Source organism: Propionivibrio limicola (assembly GCF_009469695.1).
Taxonomy (GTDB): domain Bacteria; phylum Pseudomonadota; class Gammaproteobacteria; order Burkholderiales; family Rhodocyclaceae; genus Propionivibrio; species Propionivibrio limicola.
Genome location: NZ_SSSR01000007.1, coordinates 52309 through 75940, shown reverse-complemented (window position 1 = coordinate 75940; position 23632 = coordinate 52309). Strand labels below are relative to the sequence as shown.

The 23632-nt window shown below is 63.7% G+C and carries 21 protein-coding genes; 12 read left to right on the top strand and 9 right to left on the bottom strand.

Features of this window, described 5'->3' with window-relative positions; all coding sequences use genetic code 11:
• Positions 1–183 precede the first annotated feature (183 nt).
• The gene (locus GH659_RS07460; RefSeq protein ID WP_153110708.1) at positions 184–612 is read left to right on the top strand and encodes a TOBE domain-containing protein; all 429 of its coding nucleotides are present in this window, start codon (positions 184–186) and stop codon (positions 610–612) included.
• A 51-nt stretch (positions 613–663) separates the two neighbouring features.
• Here GH659_RS07460 and GH659_RS07455 read toward each other — a convergent pair whose 3' ends face one another.
• Together GH659_RS07455 and GH659_RS07450 are read right to left on the bottom strand one after the other, a co-directional pair.
• Positions 664–1842 (bottom strand): GGDEF domain-containing protein, encoded by a 1179-nt coding sequence (locus GH659_RS07455; RefSeq protein ID WP_153110706.1) that lies wholly within the window; start codon positions 1840–1842, stop codon positions 664–666.
• Positions 1843–1947: 105 nt separating this feature from the next.
• Positions 1948–3561, bottom strand: coding sequence for a phosphoethanolamine transferase (locus GH659_RS07450; RefSeq protein WP_246167772.1), 1614 nt, complete (start codon positions 3559–3561; stop codon positions 1948–1950).
• Between the two features lie 184 nt (positions 3562–3745).
• Here GH659_RS07450 and GH659_RS07445 point away from each other — a divergent pair, with 184 nt between their 5' ends.
• Together GH659_RS07445 and GH659_RS07440 are read left to right on the top strand one after the other, a co-directional pair.
• Entirely contained in the window at positions 3746–5641 is a 1896-nt protein-coding gene (locus GH659_RS07445; RefSeq protein WP_246167770.1) for a sulfatase-like hydrolase/transferase, read from the top strand.
• Between the two features lie 174 nt (positions 5642–5815).
• On the top strand, positions 5816–6616 hold the full coding sequence (locus GH659_RS07440) for a glycosyltransferase family 2 protein (protein ID WP_153110704.1): 801 nt from the start codon (positions 5816–5818) through the stop codon (positions 6614–6616).
• A gap of 76 nt (positions 6617–6692) precedes the next feature.
• Here the strand turns inward: GH659_RS07440 and GH659_RS07435 are convergent, their stop codons facing one another.
• The 3 genes from GH659_RS07435 to GH659_RS07425 all read right to left on the bottom strand — a co-directional run bounded on the left by GH659_RS07435 (position 6693) and on the right by GH659_RS07425 (position 9403).
• Positions 6693–8090 carry an alanine/glycine:cation symporter family protein gene (locus GH659_RS07435; RefSeq protein WP_153110701.1) on the bottom strand — a complete coding sequence of 466 codons (1398 nt, stop codon included), beginning with the start codon at positions 8088–8090 and terminating at the stop codon, positions 6693–6695.
• 562 nt (positions 8091–8652) lie between these two features.
• Complete coding sequence (locus GH659_RS07430) at positions 8653–9111, bottom strand: hypothetical protein (RefSeq protein ID WP_153110700.1); 459 nt, start codon at positions 9109–9111, stop codon at positions 8653–8655.
• Positions 9112–9166: 55 nt separating this feature from the next.
• Complete coding sequence (locus tag GH659_RS07425; RefSeq protein WP_425499986.1) at positions 9167–9403, bottom strand: glycine zipper 2TM domain-containing protein; 237 nt, start codon at positions 9401–9403, stop codon at positions 9167–9169.
• Between the two features lie 289 nt (positions 9404–9692).
• On the opposite strand from GH659_RS07425, the gene GH659_RS07420 reads away from it, so the two are divergent.
• The 7 genes from GH659_RS07420 to GH659_RS07390 all read left to right on the top strand — a co-directional run bounded on the left by GH659_RS07420 (position 9693) and on the right by GH659_RS07390 (position 16074).
• Positions 9693–10316 carry a thermostable hemolysin gene (locus GH659_RS07420; protein ID WP_246167768.1) on the top strand — a complete coding sequence of 208 codons (624 nt, stop codon included), beginning with the start codon at positions 9693–9695 and terminating at the stop codon, positions 10314–10316.
• Positions 10313–11797, top strand: a complete 1485-nt coding sequence (locus GH659_RS07415; RefSeq protein ID WP_153110698.1) for an AMP-binding protein — start codon at positions 10313–10315, stop codon at positions 11795–11797. The genes GH659_RS07420 and GH659_RS07415 overlap by 4 nt, the downstream gene beginning before the upstream one ends.
• Positions 11784–12443, top strand: a complete 660-nt coding sequence (locus GH659_RS07410; protein WP_153110696.1) for an iron-containing redox enzyme family protein — start codon at positions 11784–11786, stop codon at positions 12441–12443. Before GH659_RS07415 ends, GH659_RS07410 begins: the two co-directional genes overlap by 14 nt.
• A complete protein-coding gene (locus GH659_RS07405; protein WP_153110694.1) occupies positions 12440–13225 on the top strand; it encodes an SDR family oxidoreductase in 786 nt (261 codons plus the stop codon). The genes GH659_RS07410 and GH659_RS07405 overlap by 4 nt, the downstream gene beginning before the upstream one ends.
• A gap of 147 nt (positions 13226–13372) precedes the next feature.
• Entirely contained in the window at positions 13373–14023 is a 651-nt protein-coding gene (locus GH659_RS07400; RefSeq protein WP_153110692.1) for a tetratricopeptide repeat protein, read from the top strand.
• A gap of 12 nt (positions 14024–14035) precedes the next feature.
• Positions 14036–14698, top strand: a complete 663-nt coding sequence (locus GH659_RS07395; protein WP_153110690.1) for a response regulator — start codon at positions 14036–14038, stop codon at positions 14696–14698.
• A complete protein-coding gene (locus GH659_RS07390) occupies positions 14695–16074 on the top strand; it encodes an ATP-binding protein (RefSeq protein ID WP_211364149.1) in 1380 nt (459 codons plus the stop codon). Before GH659_RS07395 ends, GH659_RS07390 begins: the two co-directional genes overlap by 4 nt.
• A 187-nt stretch (positions 16075–16261) precedes the next feature.
• Here the strand turns inward: GH659_RS07390 and sugE are convergent, their stop codons facing one another.
• A complete protein-coding gene (sugE, locus tag GH659_RS07385) occupies positions 16262–16579 on the bottom strand; it encodes a quaternary ammonium compound efflux SMR transporter SugE (protein WP_153110689.1) in 318 nt (105 codons plus the stop codon).
• Between the two features lie 157 nt (positions 16580–16736).
• Between sugE and GH659_RS07380 the strand changes: the two genes are divergently transcribed.
• Positions 16737–18101 carry a TrpB-like pyridoxal phosphate-dependent enzyme gene (locus tag GH659_RS07380; RefSeq protein WP_153110688.1) on the top strand — a complete coding sequence of 455 codons (1365 nt, stop codon included), beginning with the start codon at positions 16737–16739 and terminating at the stop codon, positions 18099–18101.
• 142 nt (positions 18102–18243) lie between these two features.
• Here GH659_RS07380 and GH659_RS07375 read toward each other — a convergent pair whose 3' ends face one another.
• The 3 genes from GH659_RS07375 to GH659_RS07365 all read right to left on the bottom strand — a co-directional run bounded on the left by GH659_RS07375 (position 18244) and on the right by GH659_RS07365 (position 22097).
• Positions 18244–20127 (bottom strand): tannase/feruloyl esterase family alpha/beta hydrolase, encoded by a 1884-nt coding sequence (locus GH659_RS07375; RefSeq protein WP_211364148.1) that lies wholly within the window; start codon positions 20125–20127, stop codon positions 18244–18246.
• Between the two features lie 126 nt (positions 20128–20253).
• Positions 20254–21138 (bottom strand): helix-turn-helix transcriptional regulator, encoded by an 885-nt coding sequence (locus GH659_RS07370; protein WP_153110686.1) that lies wholly within the window; start codon positions 21136–21138, stop codon positions 20254–20256.
• A 20-nt stretch (positions 21139–21158) separates the two neighbouring features.
• A complete protein-coding gene (locus GH659_RS07365) occupies positions 21159–22097 on the bottom strand; it encodes a 2-dehydropantoate 2-reductase (RefSeq protein WP_153110683.1) in 939 nt (312 codons plus the stop codon).
• Between the two features lie 162 nt (positions 22098–22259).
• Between GH659_RS07365 and GH659_RS07360 the strand changes: the two genes are divergently transcribed.
• Positions 22260–23534, top strand: coding sequence for an Eco57I restriction-modification methylase domain-containing protein (locus tag GH659_RS07360; RefSeq protein ID WP_153110681.1), 1275 nt, complete (start codon positions 22260–22262; stop codon positions 23532–23534).
• Positions 23535–23632: the final 98 nt, after the last annotated feature.

Below are 23632 nucleotides of genomic sequence, written 5' to 3'. Positions count from 1 at the left end.
ACGAACCAAAAGATGCCACTTCACAGGCGACCGGCGCGCCGGAAACAGGCTGTCCGCTATGGTTGTCATTGCACAGCGGGTTACCCCAAAATTGTCTCCGCGGTCGCGAAAGTCGCTCTATTGATCCGTATATAGCGAGAATCGGGCCAGCCTCACCCGCGCATCACGTTTCAGGAGAATCCAATGAACATCAGCGCACGCAACGTCTTTGAAGGCACCATCACCGCCCTGTCGAATGGCGCAGTCAATGCCGAAGTCGAAGTCACCACCCAGGGCGGCGACAAGATCGTCGCCATCGTCACCGAAGGCAGCGTCAAGTCGCTCGGGCTCGCCATCGGCCAGCCGGCCGTGGCCTACACCAAGGCGCCGTGGGTGATGGTTGTCGCCGGCGACAGCAAGATCCGTTTCTCGACGCGCAACCAACTCAGCGGCACGGTGAAGCGTCTGACCAAGGGCGCTGTCAACAGCGATGTGGCGATTGCGCTGGCCGGCGGCTCGGTCGTGCACGCCGTCATCACCAACGAAGCGGTGCTCGAACTCGGCCTGAAGGAAGGCGCCCCGGCGACGGCGCTGATCAAGGCCAGCCACGTCGTGCTCGGCGTGCCGGTCTGAAACAAAGAAGCGTGAATCCGTAACCCCGACCCTGGCCGGGGTTCCTGCTTCTTACTGCGCCACGAAATCAAGCCACGGCGCGGCCATTGATAGCTCGACCCGGTTGCGGCCGGCGTTCTTGGCTTTGTAGAGGGCGCGGTCGGCGTGGCGCATCATCTCCGCCAGATCGCCGCCGTCGGTGGGAATTTGCGTGAAACCGCCGGCGCTGACCGTATAGCGCAGCTCGGGGAATTCGCTGAACACCTGGATCGACGCCGCCTGCCTGATCCGTTCGGCGATCTCGCGGGCGTCATCAAACGACCCGATCAGCAGGATGACGAACTCCTCGCCGCCGATGCGGGCGAAGATGTCGTGCGGCCGGATCAGGCACCGGGTGGTGCCGGCAAACACCTTGAGGACAACGTCCCCGGCGTCATGGCCGTAGGTGTCGTTGATGCGCTTGAAGTGATCGAGGTCGAACATCAGCAGGCTGACCGGCTCCTCGCGCCGGACGGCGAGGCCGAGCGCGATTTCCGCCGCCGCGAAGAAAGCGCGCCGGTTGAACAGGCCGGTCAGCGGATCGCTCGTCGCCGCCTGCAAGAGCTCCGCATCGTCCTTTTCCTTGAGCAGGAGCAAATAGCCGATGTTGCCGAAGAGCAGCAGCGAGAACACCGACAGGAAGGCTAACGTCTGCCCCACGCCCGGCGTCACAAGGTTCATCGACGGCGCCGACGTCAACGCATCGTAAGCGCGGAAAGCGACAGCAAAGGAGCAGGCGAAATAGAGGACGCCGATCGCCCGCTGCAACAACGACCCTTGCCGGCCCAGCCCGAGCAGGAAAGCCGGCAGGAGGAAGAACAGCAAGGTCGTGACCGAGGCGGTGGCGATCCTGACGTTCGGCGCCGTCTGCGCCCACTGATTGAACACCACGGCCGCCGCGCCAGCCACCGCCAACGCGGCATAGAGCAGTTCGATCCGCCGCTCGCGCTGCTCGATCGACAACAGAGCAACGGCTTCGATGGCCCAGCCGAGATTGAGCAGAATATTGCCAGCCGCGTAGGAAAGCTCGTCCGGGATCATGCCGCGCAGCCACAGGAGCGACCAGCCAACGGCATGAAAGAGGCGGGCCGTCAGAACGAACGCCGGCAATTTCTGGCGATACCGGTAGAGGGACAGCAGCCCCGCCACGATCAGGTTGCCTACCGCCAAAAGCAGAAGGATCGTGCGGATGTCGACCTGGGGTATTTGCATGGAACCGGGCGGGTGAGAACGAAAACCGGCCCGATACTAGCGCGATTTCCCGGCGGCGCGATAGCGCTTCCGCCGCCTTCTCGACATGGCCGGACAAAATCCCCCTCAGCCCGACCGGCAAGCCGCCGACACGTCGAGCGCGGCGTCATAGACATGGGTTCTCACGTCAAGCAGCCCGAGAACGGAATGGAACAGGTTGTCGTGGGAGGCCGGCCGTGCCGCACGAGCCCGCAAGCAGCCGGTATCGACGCCGAAATCGCGGGCATATTCCGGCGAAAACCACATCACCAGCGGCACCCGCGTCTGCTCTGCCGGCGCAATCGCGTACGGCACACCGTGCAGGAAGAGTCCGTTCTCGCCCAGCGACTCGCCATGGTCCGACAGATAAATCATCGCCGTGTCGTATTCCGGTGCCTGCCGCCTGAGGAAATCGATCGTCTTCGCCAGCACGTGGTCGGTATAGAGCAAGGCATTGTCGTAGGAATTGACGATCGACTCGGTGGAGCACGTGGCGATGTCAGCCGTGTCGCAAGTCGGCTGAAAACGGCGGAAGGCAGCCGGGTAGCGCTCGAAATAAGCCGGTCCGTGGTTGCCGAGCTGGTGCAGCACGAGCACCCGGTTGCCCCGCCGATCGGCCAGCACCCGGTCGAGGTCATGCAGCAGGATTTCGTCGAGACAACGCTGTCCGTCGCACAATTCGGGCACCTTGGCGTTACTAAGCCGCTCCTCCCCGACGCCGGTGCACGCACCCTTGCATCCTGACTGGTTGTCGCGCCAGAGGACGTTGAAGCCGGCATGGCTCAGGACGTTGAGCAAAGACTCGCTCTGGTGAATCTTCGCATCGTCGTAATGGCGCCGGCCATGAACCGAAAACATGCACGGCACCGAAACCTCGGTATTCGTGCCGCAACTGGTCATCTGCGCGAAGTTGATCACCTCGCGCTGCGCCAGTTTGGGCGTCGTTTGCCGGGCATAGCCGGACAACCCCCAGTTGGCGGCCCGCACCGTTTCGCCGACGACGATGACGAACAGCACCGGCTTCTTGCGCTCCGCCCAGCCCGCCCCCAGAGTCGCATCGGTGCCGACCGGCAGACGCGGTCGCTGCGCCGCGCTGGCCTCGTTGTTCAGCACGTGCACCAGCGAATAGGCAACATTGCCGGGCGTCACCAGATAGCGGATTTCCTTGTGGTTGCGCATCAGCGGCGCCAGTTGGGAATAGACGCTCAGCAGCGCCAGCACCGCCACGCCGAACGCCAGCGCCATGGAGAACAATCGCCCAGTCAGCGCCCGCCGCCACGCTTCGCGCTTGATCCGGACGCGCCAGAGCAAGGCCAACGGCAGCCCGGCATAAAGGGCGAGATGCGGCAGCATGCCAAGGGAGAGCAATTCGCTCGCCTCGCTGACGTCGGTCCTCAGGACATTGCGCAGCATGTCCTGGTCGATGAACACGGTAAACGCGTTCATGTAGTACGTTGCCACGGCCGTGCACACGATGAAAATGGCCAATACCGGCTTGGCCGTCCAGCGGTTCATCAGCAGCGCCAGAAAAACGAACTGCAGCGCCGTCATGGCCACGCCCAGACCCAGCGAAAACAACAGCGTTCCCATCCGGGCCAGCGGCCGGTCGGCCAGCACCGCGTGCCAGAACAGGCCGTTGCAGGCGAGCGCGAAAAACAGGCTGGCCGCAAGCGCCAGCGTTTCGACCCGTACGGCGGGCATCTCGCCGGCTCGGCCCCGTTGGGCCCAACAGACGGGACAAAACAGGCGCATGGCGTGGGAAGCTGAGAACACGGGCAACCTCTGAAACTCGATGAATATTGGCTGGCAGTCTGAAATCGCCTCCTTAAGACTGGCTTAAGGGTCGCCCCCCAAGATGCCCACCATAAACCATTCGGATCGGATGATGCCAGGAATGCTCTCGTTCTCCCCTCTCACCAGAATCAACCGTTTCTTCGTGCTCAGCTGGCTGTTGGTCGCCGTGCACCTGACGACCCTGGCGGGCTTGAGCCAGTACGCCGATTGGCGAACCGGGCTCTGGTCGCTGGCCACGACATCGACCTACAGCCTGTTTTACCTGTTGCCAGCGCTGTGCATCGTTTTCACCACCCGCAAGCTGGCCGGCTGGCTGCTCGCACCACGCGGCGCCGCCGCCGTCATCGCGGCCGCGGCCATCGGCAGCACCGGCCTGACGCACGTGCTGCTCTTTGCCGACCGGGTCATCCACTCGATGTACGGCTTCCACATCAACGGCTTCGTCGTCGATCTGGTACTGACGCCGGGCGGCATCGCCTCGCTCGGCGCCAGCCTGAGCACGCAACTGACTGCGACGGCGATCGTTCTCGCGTTGTTCGCGCTGCAAGCCGCCGCTTATTTCTGGCTCGCGCCGCGTTTCGAAACCATGCGCAAGAGGCTCTGGCGCGTGCAATGGCGCTGGCTGCTGATCGCCGTCGCCGGCCTCAGCCTTGGCGAGCGCGTCGCCTACGCCTACAGCAGTGCCGCCAATTACCGGCCGATCCTTTTCGCCAGCGAGCGCTATCCGTTCTACCTGCCGACGTCAGCGCGCACGCTGGCCAAAAAGCTCGGGATCGAGGAAATATCCAGCGACGCCTCCGGCATCGCGGTCAAGAACGGCACGCTGCATTATCCGCTCGCGCCCCTCGACATCGAACCGCCGGCACGGCCGCCGAACGTCGTCTGGCTGGTCGCCGAATCGCTGCGCTTCGACATGCTCGACCCGAAAATCATGCCGAAGACATGGACATTTTCGCAGGACGCCTTGCGCCTCGAACAACACTACAGCGGCGGAAACGTCACCCAGATGGGCGTCTTTTCGATGTTCTACGGCCTGTACAGCACCTACTGGTTCCCGATGCTCGACAACCGGCGCTCGCCGGTGCTGCTCGACGTGATGAAGAAGGAGAACTACCAGTTCGGCCTGTACACCAGCCAGCGCTTCACCTACCCGGCCTTCGACAAGACGATTTTCGTGAACATGAACAAGGCCGACCTGCACGAGCGCTCGGAGGGCGCCATCGCCTGGCAGCGTGACCGCGCCAACGTCGCCGACCTGCTCGACTTCATCGACCGGCGCGACCCCACGCGCCCGTTCATGACCTACATGTTCTTTGAATCAACGCACGCCAACTACAACTTCCCGGACGAGACGGCCATCGCCCGCCCGTATCTCGACGACCTCAACTACCTGACCGCCGATTTCGCCGCCGACATCGGCCAGATCAAGAACCGCTACATCAACGCCGCGCACCACGTCGACCAGCAGATCGGCCGGGTGATCGACCACCTGCGCGCGAAAAAGCTGCTCGACAACACCATCATCATCGTGCTCGGCGACCACGGCGAGGAATTCATGGAACGCTCGCACTGGGGCCACGCCGCCGAGTTCAACCGTTTCCAGACCAGCACGCCGGCCATGATCCGCATTCCAGGCGAAAAGCCGCGCGTCGTCACCGGCATCACCAGCCACCTCGACATTCCGGCAACGCTGCTGCCGCTGCTCGGCGTGAAGAATCCGCCCTCCGATTACTCGCTCGGCTACAACCTGCTCGCCCCCGACTACCACCGCGACTACGCCGTGGCCGGCGACTGGAACCGCATCGCCTATATCGGCAACGACCTGAAGATTTCCTTCCCGGTCAACGCCTCCGGAACGGCCAGGAACAAAGCCACCGACGGCGACGACAACCCGATCGACAACGTCGCCGAAGCCAAGGCATCGATTCGGCCGGCGATGCTCGAGATGATGCAAAACCTGGCACGGTTTTCGGGTCGGAACGGCTAGTTTGCTGCACGCGCCGCATGCGCAGTCGCTAAAGGAAATAGCGCAGAACATGCTGAATTAACAAAGCTTTGCGTATTAAACATCCGCTTACAAACAGAAATCCCTCCGTTAAGACACGCTTAAGGATGGACAGCGAAGATGCATGCCATCCACTCTCAACCCAACGGAGAAAAAATGTCAGAACATTCCGCCCCCCCGCGCATCGCGATTGCGCTGGTGAATTACAGAACGGAAGTCATGACCCGCACCTGTCTCGAATTGTTGCGGGAAGCGCTGACAGGCTACGACGCCGAAGTCTGGGTCGTCGACAACGATTCGGCCGATGGAAGCACCGAGTACCTGCGCTCGCTGGACTGGATCCGCCTGATCGAGCGCAAAGCGGAGGGCAGGGAGCCGGGCTTCCACGCGCATGGGCGCGCCCTGAATCTCGCACAGGAACGGACGACGTGCGATTACCTTTTCCTGCTGCACACCGACACGCTGATCCACGACGGCCGGATTTTCCGTGCGATGCTCGACCAATGCCTGGCCGACGATAAAGTTTTTCTGGTCGGCTGCCTCGAACAAATCTACCGCGGGCCACTCCGCACCGCGTGGCGAATTGGCACCCGTTTCATCAGCCACCACCTGCGCCGGGCAAAACTCGCGCTGGGCTTGAAGTCGCGGCCGCCAAAGCCCTACCGGGAAACGCACGTCAAAAGTTTTTGCGCGCTTTGGAATCTACGCCTCATGCGCGAGAACCGCGTGAGTTTCCTCATGTCGCATCGCAATCCGGGCTACGAAGCGCAGGATGTGTTGCTTGCCGCCGGATTCAAACGCAATGTGTTCAGCCCGCGCGAAATTTTCCACTATCTTGATCATATAAAGGCCGGAACCACTTCCGTAAGCGACGGTTCTCGCGCAAGGAAATGTCGATCAAGGAAATACCAAGGTCTGGTCGGCGGAGCCGCGGAACAGGCGCTTCAATCGGCCTGACAACCGCCAACTCTCGAAAAAAGCCGAATACCGAAGGACGTCCCGACACAATTGTCGCGGACGCCCCTTGGCGCAATCAGTCGTCCTCAGCCTGCACGGCGAGAACCATTTCCCCCTCCGTTTCCGCCGCCTCCGGCGCCGCAAAGTATTGGCGCGTCAGCTCCACGATTTGCGGACTCAACAGCAACAGGACGATCAGGTTCGGGATCGCCATCAAGGCATTCAGCGTGTCCGCCACCAGCCAGGCGAAATCGAGACTGAGCACCGCACCGGGAAAGAGCGACAGCGTCCAGAACACGCGGAAAGGCTTCTCGCTGACGGTGCCGAGCAGGTACTCCCAGCACTTCTCGCCGTAGTAAGCCCAGCCGAGGATCGTCGTAAAGGCAAAGACGGCCAGCGACACAGCCAGCAGGTACTTGCCGACGCCGGGCATGGCGGCCTCGAACGCCGACGAACTCAGCACCGCCCCGTTCGCGCCGGAACTCCAGACGCCGCTGACGATCAGCGCAAGGCCGGTCATCGTGCACACGATGATGGTGTCGATGAAGGTGCCCATCATGCCGATCAGCCCGGAATAGACCGGTTGGCTCGTCGTACCCGCCGCCTGGGCAATGCCGGCCGTGCCGAGACCGGCTTCGTTCGAGAAGATGCCGCGCGAGACGCCTTTCTGGATCGCCATCATTACCGTCGAACCGAGGAAACCGCCGGTCGCCGCCGTCGGATTGAACGCCTGTTCGATGATCAGCGCGAAGGCCGCCGGAATCTCTTTCGCAAACACGAACAGCACGACAAGACAGCACACGACATAGCCGATGCACATCGCCGGCACGAGCAACTCCGCCACCTTGCCGATGCGCTTGATGCCGCCCAGAACGACAAGACCGGTCAGCAGGACGAGCACCGTGCCGGTCAGCCAGGTCGGCACGCCGAACGCGTTTTGCATGACGCTGGAAATACCGTTCGCCTGCACCATGTTGCCGATGCCAAAACCGGCCAGACCGCCGAACACGGCAAAGACCGTCGCCAGCCAGCGCCAGTTCCGGCCGAGCCCGTTCTTGATCGCATACATCGGCCCGCCCGCATGCTCGCCGTTTTCATCGACCTCGCGATAGCGCACCGCCAGCACGACTTCCGCGTATTTCGTCGCCATGCCGACGAGCGCCGTCATCCACATCCAGAACAGCGCGCCCGGCCCGCCGACCGCGATCGCCGTCGCCACGCCGGCGATGTTGCCGGTGCCGACCGTCGCCGAAAGCGCCGTCATCAGCGCCGCGAACGGCGAAATTTCGCCCTCCGCACTGCTGCCCGGCTTGCGGCTTTGCATGATCATGCGAAAACCGGTCGGAATCTTGCGGATCGGCATGAAGCCAAGGCGAAGCTGCAAATAAAATCCGGTGCCCAGAATCAGAAGAATCATCGGCACGCCCCAGACGATGCCGTTGATCGTATTGAAAAATTCATGCAGTGATTGCATCACTCCCCCCTCGGTTGGATTAGACGGCGAAATCAGACGGTGAAACGCGGACCCCCAAAGACCATTGGCTGCAAAAGCTCTTTTTTCTCTTTGGCAAAGCCAACGCCCGAGCATAACGGAGGAGGTTTTCGGCAGCAAGGCATGAACGCCGGCGATTCGGCCCCCGCCGAATTTTCAGCTATCTTGATCGTATTGAAGCGGGAACTATTTCCGCCAACGGCGGTTACAACGTAGGGCAGCGCCGCTTGAGGGAATCACACAGGCTGATCGGCGGAGCACAGAATCGAGCTGCGATCGTTGCCTGAAAATCGCTCGATTCTACGAAAGTTGTATCTGTAGAACCGAGTTTGCCGGCACACTTACAGGGCCGGAATGGACAAAAAGGGGGAACACAATGAGCACAATGAAACCGCGTACGAGGAAACTGATCCTGCTGGTCTACGCCGTGCTGGTGATCATCGTTCTCTACCTTCTCGCCAAGTACCAGTTCATCTAGACAGCCGCCCGTTTCGGACGGCCCTCTCGCTGCTGAAATTTTGCAGGACCGCTAGCCGAGCCGCGACTAGCGGTCACGTCCGTGCCCACGGCCCCGGTCGCGATCATGGTCGCGATCGTAATCACGGCCCCCGTGCCGGTAATCCTCGTGGTGCCGATGCCGGTCACGATCGTGATGGCGGTACTCACCCTGCGCCCGCTGATAACGCGGGACATATTCACGGGCGTACCAGTCCTTTTTCACAAAATAAACCCGCTCACCGCAGGCACCGTATTCGTAGCAGTGTTTTGACCAGTGTTTGGCATGACCGGGAGGAACGTGCAAATAGATCGGCGGTCGGCGCACCGGCACGTGCTCGATAACCACGGGTTGGGAATAGATCAGCGCGGGCCGGGGATAACCGCCGATGTCGATCTGGCCATAGAAGCCCGGCTGGCCGATGCTTAACGACATGCCAACGTCTGTGGCAAGAGCGGGCGTACTGAGGGCGCCAACCCAGGCCAGCGCAATGAAGATTTTTTTCACGAATCGATTTCCACTTGCAAGTTGTACGAGCTCAAAGACGGAATTCCCTCGGCGATTAACGCCTGACCTGATTACCGATCACGCCGCCGACCACCGCACCGCCAACCGTCCCGATTGAAGAACCGCCCGTAAGCACGGCGCCGGCAACGCCACCCATCGCCGCGCCGATGGCGGTGTTTTTCTGCTGCGCGTCCATGTTTGCGCAACCGCTCAAGGTCGCCATCGCGATGGCCGCCACCCACATTTTCTTGCCGTTGATCATTTTTTGTCTTGTCCTCTTGGATTGATCCATACGCGGTCATTAGCAACAACAGTGCCACGCAAGACAAGCTTTAAGAATCAACGCTTTGAAGATTCTTCCCGGATACGCAGACAGGATTTCTGTCGCCTCGACACGACAGAAAACGTAGTGCGGCAAGACATCCCTTTGATAAAGCAGAAAATTCACCGTCGCCAAACGGCGACATTCCATCCACCCGACGCAGCAGAAAATCGGCGCTGAATTAACTCTCCCGATTTAAGGCCCGCTTAAGCCTCGCGCCCTACGCTACAGCCATCGACAACCAACAAAGGGGCTGATCATGCGAGCCGTAAGACATGCCAGGCTGGAAGAAACAGCTGCCTCGGAGCACGCAGCCGACGCAATGGCGAACGCCTGTTTCGTTGAGGCTAATTCACCGCGCCGCGCCGAGGCCGAAGGCTTCATTCGCGAGATATTCCGGCATCACCATGCGGCCCACGTCCGCTCGTTCGCGCCCAACCTGATGCTGCTCGAACGGGAGCAGCACGTCGTCGCGGCCGCCGGCTGGCGAGCCGCCGCCGACGAACCGCTCTTTCTCGAACGTTATCTCGACGAGCCGATCGAGAAACTGATGGAAAGACTGACCGGCCTGCCGTTTCCGCGCGCCCGCCTCGTCGAGGTCGGCCACCTCGCGTCCGACAAACCGGGCGGCAGTCTGCACGTCATCCTGACGCTGGCCCGCCATCTGCACGCGGCCGGCTATGAATGGGTCGTCTTTACCGCCACGCACGAACTCGTGCGCATCTTCACCAAGCTGGGATTGCCGCTGCTGGCGCTGGCCAAGGCCGATCCGTCCCGTCTTGGCGAAGAAGCGCAGGACTGGGGACGCTACTACGACACGCGTCCGGTCGTCGTGGCCGGCCGCATCCGCCATGCGCTCGAAAAAATCGGAGACGCGGCATGAGTGTCGCCACTCTTTTCGCGGCACTGGCCGCCCGCCGCCCCGACGCAGCGGTGTTGCACGGATCGCAAGGCATCTGGCGCGCTGGCGCGCTGGGCGCCGAAATCGAGGCTGTCGCCAAACGTCTCGCCGGCACGCGGGTCATGGCCATCCTCGCCGACAACTCGCCGGACTGGGCCATCGCCGATCTGGCCGCGCTGAAATCAAGCACCGTCGCCTTGCCGCTGCCGCTGTTCTTCACCCCGGCCCAGCTTTCGCATGCGCTGACGCAAAGCGGCGCCGACCTCGTGCTCACCGACCAGCCGGAGCGCGTCCTCTCGCTCGACCTCGGTTTCGCGGTCAGCGAAACGCGGCGCGACATCGTCTGGCTGCGCCGCCGCACGGCCCCGGTTACGTTGCCCGACGGCACCGTCAAGATTTCGTTCACTTCCGGCAGCACCGGCGCGCCAAAAGGCGTCTGCCTGTCAGCCGGCGGGCTGCTCGACACCGCCCGTTCGCTGCACACGCGGCTGGCCGACCTTCCCATCGAGCGCCATCTGGCCGTCCTGCCGCTCGCCCTGCTGCTGGAGAACAGCGCCGGCCTCTACGCGCCGTTGCTGCGCGGCACCGAGATCCATCTGCCGAGCCTGGCCAGCCTCGGCTGGCAGGGCATGTCGGGATTCAATCCGCAGGCGTTGCAGCAAGCCGTCGCTGAGGTTCGGCCGAACAGCGTGATTCTGGTGCCGGAACTGCTCAAGGCGTGGAGCCAGTTTCTCGCCCGTAGCAAACAAAGCGCGCCGAAAGAACTCTCCTACGTCGCCGTCGGCGGCTCGCGCGTCGAAGCCTCGCTGCTAACACAGGCGCGCCGGCTCGGCCTGCCGGCGTATCAGGGCTACGGCCTGACCGAATGCGGTTCGGTGGTCAGCCTCAACCGTCCCGGCGACGACGGTTACGGTGTCGGCCGGCCCTTGCCACACGTGCGCACGGTCATCCGCAGCGGCGAAATCCACGTCGCCACGCGCGCCTTCCTCGGCTATCTCGGCACCCCGTCGCCCGACGCCGCCGAATACGCCACCGGCGACCTCGGCCAGTTCGACGAAGCCGGCCATCTGCACCTCTCCGGCCGGCGCAAGAACCTGCTGATCACCTCGTTCGGCCGCAACGTTTCCCCGGAATGGGTCGAAGCCGCGCTGCTGGCGCAGCCGCAGATCGCCCAAGCGCTGGTCGCCGGCGACGGACAGCTATCACTGGCGGCGATCGTCGTGCCCTTCCCCGGGGTCGCGGACGACGAACTGGCTACCGCCATCGGGCACGCCAACGCCTCGCTGCCCGACTACGCCCGTATCGGCCAGTGGCTCGTCGCCGCGCCCTTCACGCCGCAGAACGGCCAGCTGACCGGCAACGGCCGCCCCGTCCGCACCGCGATTCTCAACCACCACGCCGCCGCGCTGGCGGCACTTTATGACGAACAACCCACCCAGGAGCCCGCCCATGTCCTTCTATGAACAACTCGCCGAAGCCACCGCCGCCGAGCGCAATTACCTGCTGTCGGCACCGATCATCGCCGACTGTTTTCGCGGCGAAGTGAGCCGGAATAGCTACCTCGCCTTTCTCGGCCAGGCCTTTCATCACGTCCGCCACACGACGCCGCTTTTGATGGCGCTCGGCGGCCGCCTGCCCGAACGCCTCGCCTGGCTGCGCCGCCCGGTCGCCGAATACATCGAGGAAGAAATCGGCCACGAGGAATGGATTCTCAACGACATCGCGGCGGCCGGTGGCGACGCCGAGGCGGTACGCCACAGCCAGCCGGACCTGCCGGCCGAGCTGATGGTCGCCTACGCCTACGACCTCGTTTATCGCCGCAATCCGGCCGGCTTCTTCGGCATGGTGTTCGTGCTCGAAGGCACCAGCGTCGCCCTCGCGCTCAACGCCGCCGACCGCATTCAGGAAGCCTTGGGAGTGCCCGACCAGGCCTTCACCTACCTGCGCTCACACGGCACGCTCGATCAGGAACACACCCGCCACCTCGCCGATCTGCTCGACAAGATGACGCCGGAAGATCAGGCCGAGGTCGTGCATTGCGCCAAGGTCTTCTTCAAGCTTTACGCGGACATTTTCCGCGCCCTGCCGACCGCCCGGGAGACGTCATGAAACTCCAGCACGCCCGCATCCTGCTCACCGGTGCGACCGGCGGACTCGGCAGCGAACTGGCGAAGCAACTCACCGAGGCTGGCGCCACCTTGCTGCTGGCTGGCCGCAACGCCGAGCGCCTCACCGCGCTGCAGACTTCGCTCGGCGGCCGCACGGCTGTCGTCGGCGCCGATCTCACCCAAGCCGATGGCATCGCCACCGTCGCCCATGCCGCCCGTGAATTCGGCGCCAACGTGCTGATCAACAACGCCGGCGCGAGCCTCTTCGGCCTGCTCGAAAATCAGGAATGGGCCGCCATCGAACAGGTGCTCGCCACCAGCCTCGAAGCGCCGATCCGCCTCACGCACGCTCTCTTGCCGTGGCTGAAGGCGCAGCCGGAAGCCGTCGTCGTCAACATCGGCTCGACCTTCGGTAGCCTGCCGTTCGCCGGATTTGCCGCCTATTCGGCGGCCAAGGCCGGTCTGCGCGGCTTCTCGCAGGCGCTGCGGCGCGAACTCGCTGACACGCGCGTTGCCGTCGTGCATATCGCGCCGCGCTCCATCGACACGCCAATGAACAGCGCCGCCGTCACCGCGCTCAACCGGGCGCTCAACAGCCAGAGCGACAGCGCCGCCGACGTCGCCTGCGAAATCGTGACCGCGCTCGTGCGCAACGACCGCGAACTGCACATCGGCTTTCCCGAACGCTTCTTCGCCTGGCTCAACGGCATCGCCCCCGGCCTCATCGACCGCAGCCTCGCCGGCAAACTGCCGATCATCAAACAACACGCCGCCGGCCGATAACGACATGCCACCAAACCTCTTTCAACGCAGAGATCGCAGAGGCGCAGAGTACGCAGAGAAAAGCGAGAAAAAAGGTTTTCTCTGCGCTCTCTGTATCTCTGCGATCTCTGCGTCGAAAGCGTTTATCACCGTATGAAAGGAACCACCATGCGCTCGATCATCAAGACCACCGCCTCCGCCCTTTTTGCGCTCCTGCTCGCCAGCGCCGCGCACGCGGCCACGCCCGAGGAGCTGATTCGCCCGATTCAGGACCAGTGGGCGGAGATCAAGTACCGGATGCCGGAAAAACAGCAGGCGGATCAGTACCAGGCGCTGGCGCAGAAATCGCGCCAGATCGTCGAAACCAATCCTGGCATGGCCGAAGCACTGATCTGGGACGGTATCGTCGTTTCCAGCGAAGCCGGCGCGCGCGGCGGACTGGGCGCGCTATCGCTGGCCAAGGAAGCCAGAAAACGTTTCGAGGAAGCGCTGAAGCTCAACGACAAGGCACTCAATGGCTCGGCTTACACCAGTCTGGCGACGCTCTACGCCAGGGTCCCGGGCTGGCCGGTCGGTTTCGGCGACAAGGCCCGTGCCGAGGAGTACTTCAAGAAATCGCTCGCCCTCAACCCGGACGGGATTGACCCGAACTTCTTTTATGGCGAGTATCTGGCCGACCGCGACCGCCCGGCGGAAGCACGCCAGTATCTGGAAAAGGCACTCAAAGCCGCGCCGCGCCCCGGCCGCGAGTTGGCCGACAACGGCCGCCGGCAGGAAGTCCAGGCGTTGCTGGCGAAACTCGACAAAGAATCGAAATAAACGGGAGAAAACGTGCGGATATTGCTGGTTGAAGACGATGCACTGCTGGGAGACGGCATCCATGCCGGGCTGAAACTGGCCGATCACGCGGTCGACTGGGTGCGCGACGGCGAGGCCGCCCGCCTCGCCCTGCTCGACCATCCCTACGATGCGTGCGTGCTCGATCTTGGCCTGCCCAAGCGCGACGGCCTGTCGGTGTTGAAAGATCTGCGCAACCGCGGCAGCCGTCTGCCGGTGCTGATTCTCACCGCGCGCGACGCGAGCGCCGACAAGGTGGCCGGCCTCGACGCCGGCGCCGACGACTACCTGACCAAGCCCTTCGACCTGCAGGAACTGCTGGCCCGCCTGCGCGCGCTGCTGCGCCGTGCGGCCGGCGAAGCGAAGCCGACGCTCGAACACGGCGGCGTCGTGCTCGAACCGGCCGCCAAGCAGGTGAGTTTCAACGGCCAGAACGTGCTGCTCTCGGCGCGCGAGTTCGCGCTGCTCGAAGACCTGTTGCGCCACAAGAACCATATCCGCACGCGCGCCCAGCTCGAGGAAAGCCTCTACGCGTGGGGAGAGGAAACGGGAAGCAACACGGTCGAAGTCTATGTGCATCATTTGCGCAAGAAATTCGGTGCCGACTTCATCCGTACCGTGCGCGGCCTCGGCTACCAACTGGGTGACGCAAATTGAAATCCGGCGCCCTCGATTCCGGCTCCGTCCCTTCGCTGCGCAGGCGCCTGCTGCTGCTCGTCTCGGTCGCTTCGCTGCTCATGCTCGGGCTGGCCTCCTCGATCAGCTACCGCCGCGCCCGCCATGAAGTGCAGGAGCTGATGGACGACCAGTTGGCCAAAACAGCGCAGCTTGTCCTGGCGCAGGCGGAGAGCGGCGACGATCATTTCCGCGAGCTGCCGGCCCGCATCGCCGGCCTACGCGGCCTCTCGCCACGCCGCAACCGGCTGACACTCGAATACCAGATCGGCCGCCCCGACGGCACCGTGCTCACCCGTTCGCCGGACGCGCCGGCCACGCCGATCAATGGCCCTCTCGGCTACGCCACGCTCGACGACGCCGGCACGCCGTGGCGCAGCCTGCTGCTCGAATCGGCCGACCACGCGCTGCGCGTCCAGATCGTCGAGTCGATCCCAAAGCGCGACAAGGAAGCGCTGGAAATCGCCTACAAGACGATCAAGCCGATCGCCCTCATGTTGCCGCTGCTCCTGCTGGCGATTTATTTCTCGGTCCGGCGCGGCTTGAAGCCGCTCGACGATCTGGCATCCGAAGTATCGACCCGCTCCGCCGACAACATGGCCGCCCTCGCCACGCGCGATGTGCCGCGGGAGGCACAGCCGCTCGTCGCCGCCATCAACCGGCTGCTCTTCCGTTTGGGGCAGACGCTGGAAAACGAACGCCGCTTCACCGCCGACGCGGCGCACGAACTGCGCACGCCGCTCGCCGCCGCCCGCATCCAGGCACAGGTCGCCCAGCTGAGCGGCAGCGCCGAACAACGCACCCACGCCCTCGCGCAAACCATGGCCGGGCTTGACCGCGCGACGCGCCTCGTCGAGCAGATGCTGCGCCTGGCCCGCCTCGACCCGCTGGGCCGACTGCCCGATTCGCAGCCGGTGCCGCTGGCCGACCTTGCCCGGCGCGTCGTCGCCGGCGTTCGCGACACCTCCCACGCCGCGACGATCGAGCTCGACCTCGCGGCGCCGGATGCCATCGTCGAGGGCGATGCCGGGCTGCTCGAAATCGTCCTGCGCAACCTGATCGACAACGCCGTGCGCTACTGCCCGGCCGACTGCCGCATCGGCGTTTTCCTGCGCACCGAGAACGGTGCCCCGGTGATCGGCGTCAGCGACAACGGCCCCGGCGTTCCCGCCGACGAACTGCCGCGGCTGATCGAACGCTTCTATCGCGGCAACTCGGTCACCGCCGAAGGCAGCGGCCTCGGCCTGACCATCGTCAGCCGCATCGCCGAACTGCACGGTGCCCGCCTCGAACTCGCCAACCGTACTGAAGGCGGACAGATCGTCGGCTTCGAGGCCCGGCTGCGCTGGGAAGCGTAAGCCGCCCGCGTCGACCGACGACCGCCTTACAACCGCTTATAAACGACCGCAACCTGTTACACCCAGGGCGTCGCCAAAGCGCGCCGCTGAAACGCTATTTCCTCAAGGCCGGTGCTTTCACGATTTTTCCCGGCCAAGCATCGGATCGCGCACAACTGACGGCCTCGGAACGCTCCGGCACGGACAGTCAAGGCGCCGACAACTTGAGGCCAACGATACCGGCGAAAATCAGAAGCAGGCTCAGCAATCGGGTGGAGTTGGCCGGCTCGCCGAATAGAACGATGCCCATAACGGCGGTCCCGATGGCGCCGATACCCACCCAGACCGCATAGGCCGTACCCACCGGCAGTGATTTCATGGCGACGCCGAGCAAGCCAACGCTGAGCAGCATGGACAGACTGGTCCAGACCGAGGGCCACAGTCGCGTAAAACCTTCGGAGTACTTGAGTCCAATCGCCCAACCGACTTCAAGCAGCCCGGCGACGACAAGGATTATCCAATTCACGAAACGCTCCTCAAACAAGCGGGGCCGTCCCCAAACGAATTGGAGAGGTGAGGTCGTCCTCACGTCCTTGGAGCGAAAATGCTAGCACAACGCACGACCGCTATACTGGCGCCTTTTCCCGCCCCGCGCGGGCGCCCCAGTCTCAGGAGATTAGTGCATGGAATCCCTTCGCTTCGATCTGCCGCAATCCGAAATTCCGACCCATTGGTACAACGTCGCTGCCGACATGCCGAATCCGCCGTTGCCGGCGCTCGGGGCGGACGGCAAACCGGCGACAATCGAACAGATGAGCGCCATTTTCCCGATGAGCATCCTCGAACAGGAAATGTCGATGGAGCGCTGGATTCCGATTCCGCAGGAGGTACGCGAAATCTATCGCCTGTGGCGCCCCGCCCCGCTCGTGCGCGCCGTGCGCCTTGAGGAGATGCTCGGCACGCCGGCGCGGATTTACTACAAGAAGGAAAGCGTCTCGCCGGCCGGTTCGCACAAGCCGAACACCGCCGTCGCGCAGGCGTATTACAACAAGCAGGCCGGGATCAAGCGGATCGTCACCGAGACCGGCGCCGGGCAGTGGGGTTGCTCGATGGCGCTGGCCGGCCAGATGTTCGGCCTCGACGTGCGCGTCTACATGGTCAAGGTCAGCTACAACCAGAAGCCTTACCGCCGTTCGATGATGCAGACGTGGGGCGCCGAAGTGTTCGCCAGCCCGTCGGTGATGACGCAGACGGGCCGCGACGCGCTGGCCAACGATCCGGACAACCTGGGCTCGCTCGGGCTGGCGATCTCGGAGGCCGTCGAAGAAGCCGCCTCGCGCGCCGACACCAACTACGCGCTCGGCTCGGTGCTCAACCACGTCGCACTACATCAGACGATCATCGGGCTGGAAGCGAAGAAACAGTTCGAGCTGGCCGGCGATTGGCCGGACGTCGTGTTCGCGCCGTGCGGCGGTGGTTCCTCGTTCGCCGGCATGGCCTTCCCCTTCGTCGCCGACAACGCCGCCGGCGGGCGCAACGGCAAGCCGGTGCGGCTGGTCGCGGTCGAACCGACGTCGTGTCCGTCGCTGACGAAGGGCCAATACGCCTACGATTTCGGCGACTCGTCGGGATTCACGCCGCTCATGAAAATGTACACGCTCGGGCACGACTTCATGCCGCCGGGCATCCACGCCGGCGGACTGCGCTATCACGGCGCCTGCCCGATTCTTTCGCAGCTTTACCACGAAGGGCTGATCGAGGCGCTCGCCGTACCGCAAGTCGCCACCTTCGAAGCCGGTGTGTTGTTCTCGCGCGCCGAAGGCGTCATTCCGGCGCCGGAGTCCTGCCACGCCATTCGCGGCGCCATCGACGAGGCGCTGCGCTGCAAAGAGACGGGCGAAGCCAAGACCATCCTCGTCAACCTGACCGGCCATGGCCACTTCGACATGGCGTCCTACGACCGCTATTTCGCGGGCGAACTGGTCGACTTCGAGTACCCCGACGAGGCCATCCAGAAGTCGCTGCAGCACTTGCCGAAATTCGGCTGATCGGCGGCGCGTGTCGGGCGCCGTACTGGCACGGCGGCCCGTCAGGAGGCTGGCGCTGATCCTGACCTCGGTCAAAAAAAACCGTCACCGCCCCACGGGGAGAGCGATGACGGCCAACAGCAGAGCTTAGGGTGGTTAGGGATTATTGGCAGCTATAGTTGATCGCGTCCTCCGTGTTGCCGGTTCCCTTGTAGCGCGCGACCTTCGGGTACGGGCAGAGCAGGCGGGTACGGTTCGTCGGCCAGCTGGCATCCATGCCGCTATTTTTGGCCACCGGGCGCACCGAGGCCATCACGGACTCCGGCGCCTGCCCTTTCTCGACCCAGTCGACCAGTGCCGTCACCATGTCAAAGCGGTCGGCCGCCGGGCCGCCCGAGCAATGGTTCATGCCCGGAACCGGGAAGACGCGGCTGAACGATTCGGTGTTTGACCCCATTTTTGCCTTGAGCGCCTCGTACCAGTTGATCGTGTCGTTGAAGTACCAGATCGGATCGGCCGTGCCGTGGAAGAGCAGCACCTTGCCGCCGCGATTGCGCAATGCGCTCAGATCGTCCCGGTTCGGCGGCGTGTACTCGTTCCATGGCGAATCGGCAAAGCCGTTGCCCGTCGCATAGACCTTGGCCAGATCGGTCGTCATGTTGAAATTCATGACATAGTCGAAAAGGCCGGTGGCCGAGCTTGTCAGCGTTGCCGGGTCGACCGCCGGGCTGGAGAACATCAGCCCCATGCTTGGCGCCATCAGGTTGAAGATCTGGCTGGTCGGGTTGCTCGCCGAGGCCGGGCCGGCCGCATTCGAGGTCATCCCCATCATCCACGCCCGCCATCCGGGCGCGGCCATGCCCGGATCGTAGTCCATGTCGGCGTAGATCGCCGTTCCGTCGGCCTTCTTCGGACCACCCATCAGCTTGGCCATTGCGGTTTTCTGGGCGCTCGTCAGGCAGGTGCCCGCAGTTTCGCCACCTGTGCAAGTCGGCACGTCCGCCGTCAGCGAGAAGGCCGTCTTGCAGGCCTTGTAGTCGGCGACGATGCCGTCGGCCACACCGTCGAGCGCATCGCACTTGGCCAGCACCTTGCTCTTCACGAGATCCATTTCGGCCTGGATAAAACTGTTGGAAATATCGGCCTTGCCATCCACCAGCGGCGAGACGGGCGCCATGGCTTGCGCATTCCACATCGCGGCGACCGTTCCCGTTGGCAGGCTGACGGCCGGCGCGGCCGACAGGATGCCGTCGAACATGTCGGGATAGCGCGCTGCCGTCACGAGGGCGACGCGCCCGCCGTTCGAGCAGCCGATCATGTAGGAACGGTCCGGCCCCTTGCCGTAAGCCGCTGCGATCAGGCCTTTGGCCATCGGCGTCAGGGTCGCCACGTAGCGATGCGCGTTGTCGGTACGTGAGCCGGGGTCGATGCCGAACACCGCGCCACGAATGCTCGCCGCGACATCGGTTCGGGCGTTGCCGTCATGCCCCGAATCGGAGCTCAAAACGGCAAAGCCCTTGTTCAGGCCGGTCGTCACCGGGCCGCCGCCGAGCATGCGCCCGTTCGCCTGGTTCTGCGGCAGGAGCAGCGTGCCTTCGGTTCCGCCGTTCGGCTGGAAGAAGAAGCGGCCGTTCCAGTCCTTCGGCAGCTTCATCTCGAAACCGATCCGGTACGTCTGTCCATCCACGACGCTGACGCGCTCGTTCATGTAGCCCTGCACATAGCAGTGCTCGGGCAGCGTGTAAGTCTCTCCGTCAGCCGTCACGGTCGAGCCGGCGGCCACCAGTGTCGATGAGGTGATTTTGAGCCCGGAGTAACTGAAGGTTGAAGCCAGATCGGCGCACTTGCTCAGCGTAGTGCCGACGGCCGCTGAAAGCTGCGGAACGGATGGCTCGGTAACGGCCACTTCATCGTCGCTATCGCTCCCGCCGCAGGCGGTAAGGAACGCCGAAATACCAAGAACACCGCAAAGTGCCATCATGCGCAAGCTCGATTTGAGTCGGAAACGACCGTCCGTGGCAAGCTCTTTAGTCGATGGGTGATGCATGTTTCACCCCTCCTGTTTTAGATTTACCGGTCATGCAAACAACCGTGCAAAAAGGATAGGGCCCATCGCCGTCCGCGGTCTGCCATAAAACCACGGAATAAAGTTGTCAGATTCTACGGTCGGTTTTCACGAACGACGAGCACCGCTCGGTGTCATGCCGGTGTATTCGCGGAAGACCTTGGTGAAATGCGATTGACTGGAAAAACCGAGATCCATGGCGATCTCGGCAATCGAACGCGAGGACAGCGGCAGCAATCGGAGCGCCTCCTGGATGCGGCGGCGCAATACGTAGCGGTGCGGAGACTGGCCGAAGCTGGCGGTAAAACAGTTGGCAAAGTGATTGGGACTCAGGCCCGCCTCCTGCGCCAGCAGGGTAACGCTGAGCTCTTCGCCAAGGTTAGCCTCGATGAAGTCAACGATCCGGCACCGGCAGCGGGTCGACAGGCCTCCGGCCGGAGCATCATCCTTGCCGCCGTCCGCGTAATCCTTGGCCAGGCGGGCAATCAACGCGCACGAGAGGCTCTCGGCGTACAGCCCGCCCTCCGGCGCCCCGCGTTGCGCCTCGTCGAGCAACTCGCGAACCAGCCACTCAACCTTCGGATCGAACAGTACGTGCGTCGTTCGCAAATCGAAACCGGTGAGTTCCGGCGCCAAGCGCGTCAGCGTCTCGGGGGTCAGCTGCAAGACGACGGTAAAGCCGGGCGACGTCTCCCAACGCCCCCATTCCCGCTGGTAGTCGCGGTCCAGCAATTCCAGTTGCCCGGGCGTTGCGCCAAGCTCGACCGTTTTTCCGTTCTCCCGATACCAGCGCTGCCCGGTGATGTTGTGGCAATAGATGAGTACCGGCCAATCGAGATGGCATGGACCTCGTTCCGCGCTGATCAGGCTGCGATACAAATTCAGAGGAATGCCCCGCCACTGCGGCGGCAGTTCCAGCGCAGGCTGCCCTTCCTCATCGCGGTAAAGCAGTGATGGAACATAAATCGGCTCGGACTGATTGGCACTCAGCATATCCGGCGCTCCCGCAACACTCAGCCTTGCTGCGTCTGCCGGCGCAATTCGTAGGCCTGCATGTGCGAATAGGCGAGGCGCAGGCAATGCGCCTTGAACCCGAGCGCCCCGGCACGAACCACGAGGTCGCCGAGCGTGTGCTCCGCCTCGGTCGGCCCGTTGCGTTCGATATCGCGCAGCATCGAGGCGGCGAGCACCGAGTCTTTCTCGGTCAGCGTCGCACGCGCCGTCGCCAGTTGCGACTCGGTCAGGGCGTGGCCGCTGGCGGACGCGATGTGCGCGCACTCGTCGATGAGGCCGGTGATGAATTCCTCGCCGCTGACGGTCTGCAGAATCTCGCCGATGTTGGCGCGCAACGTGCATGTCGCACTCGCCAGCGACGACCAGAAAACGAACTTGTTCCACATCGATTGCTCGATATTGTCGGCGAGGATGAATTCGACCGAGGTTTTCGCCATCAGCGCCGCCAGCTCGTGCAGGCAGGGCGGATGCGGCACGCCGCGCGCGCCCGTAATCAGGCGGTGAATCTTGTTGAAATGGCGGATCTCCCCCGCCGCCGTCACCAGCAATGCCGCCTGCGCCACGCCGCCGAACACCCGCTCCTCGCCGAAGCGCTCGGCGAGGACGTCGATATGCCGCACGCCGTTGAGCAGCGGCAGAACCGCGCTCTCCTTGCCGACTGCCGGCGCGATGTCATCCATCGCCGAAGCGAGGTCGTAGGCCTTGCAGGAGAGGATGACGAGATCGAAGTGTTCGGCCTTCGCCTTGAGCTCGTCCTTGGTCAGCAGCTTCGGGGAAAAATGGAGATCGCCGAGCGGGCTGAGCACCTTGAGTCCGTGCTCGCGCAAGGTCGTCAGCCGTCCCGGCCGCACGAGAAAGGTCACATCGCCGCCTGCTTCGTGGATCCTCGCGCCGAAATAACCGCCGATACCGCCCGCCCCCAAGACAAGAATACGCATCCAGATTCTCCCTGTAGTTAGTAAGTTTCGCCAGCAACAGTGGCTGCCGAAAACAGAGGGTTACTCTACTCTTTTGTCCGCCGTCTTGTCTCGCCCGGCGCGGCCCAGCGTATATACTTCCAGGCCGTTACGCCTCCCGCCCGATCGCCCCTGACACGCCACATGACTTCCGCCTCGCTCAACACTTCGCTCCTTGAAAACGACGTCGCCCTGCTCGGCCAGGTGTTTACGCCACCGACCATCGTCGACTGCATGCGGACGCTGGTACGCAACACCGGCAAGGTACTCGAACCGGCCTGCGGCGACGGCGCCTTCCTGCAGCATTTTCCAGAGGCGCTCGGCATCGAGATCGACCCGCGCCACGCGCCGCCGGGAGCGAAGGTGATGAACTTCTTCGCGCTCGATCCGCGCCAGCGCTTCGCCACCATCATTGGCAATCCGCCCTACGTGCGCTATCAGGACATCACGCCCGAGACGCGGCAGCTGACGCGGCGCAGCGCGCTCGACGGACGCGCCAACCTCTACCTGTTTTTCATCGAGAAGTGTCTGCACCACCTGGCGCCGGGCGGCGAGCTGATCTTCATCACGCCGCGCGACTTCATCAAGGCGACCTCGGCCGTGCCGCTCAACCGCGAACTCTTTGCCGAAGGCACGATCACCGATTTCATCGATCTCGGCGACGCGCGCCTGTTCGACGGCGCGACGCCGAACTGCGCCATCTGGCGCTTCGAGAAGGGCAACCACTCCCGCGTCACGCGTCATGCCGCGCTCGGCACCTCCAGCGGCATCGGCGGTCTCGCCACGCTGGCGTGGGAAGAGCGGCGCTTCATCGAAAGCGGCGGCCATCTGTTGTTCACCCGCGGCGACTACCCGCTGCACCTGTCCGACCTCGCCTTCGTCAAGGTCGGCGCGGTCTCGGGAGCCGACGACATCTACGCCGACGAGTCCTTCGGCAACCGCGATTTCGTCTGCTCCTCCACCGTCGCCAGCGGCAAGACGCGGCGCATGATCTGGTGCGAACCCGGCGAAGCGCCGCCCGTCATCCTGCAGGCGCACAAGGAACGCTTGATCGCGCGCCGCATCCGCCCGTTCGACGAAACGAACTGGTGGCAATGGGGTCGCGGCTACTTCCAATCGCCGCAAGCTCGCGTCTATGTGAATAACAAGACGCGCCGCGCCAATCCGTTTTTCGTGCATGACTGCCCGCACTACGACGGCGCCGTCCTCGCCATTTTCCCGCGCGATCCGGCCGTCGACGTCGCCACGCTGGCCGCCGCGCTCAACGGTGTCGACTGGGACGATCTCGGCTTCGTCTGCGACGGCCGCTTCCTGTTCACCCAGCGCAGTCTGGAGCAAGCGCCGCTACCGGAATCCTTCCGTGCCTTCCTGCCGACGGCCGGTGTAACATCGCAGGAAAACACCGAAAAACTGCTGTGATGCCGTTGTCCGGGCATCCGGAAAAGCCCCGAACCGAACCTGACGCCGCGCGCACTGTCTAGCCTCCCTTTTTGCCTGCGCCGGCGTGACTCACCGGC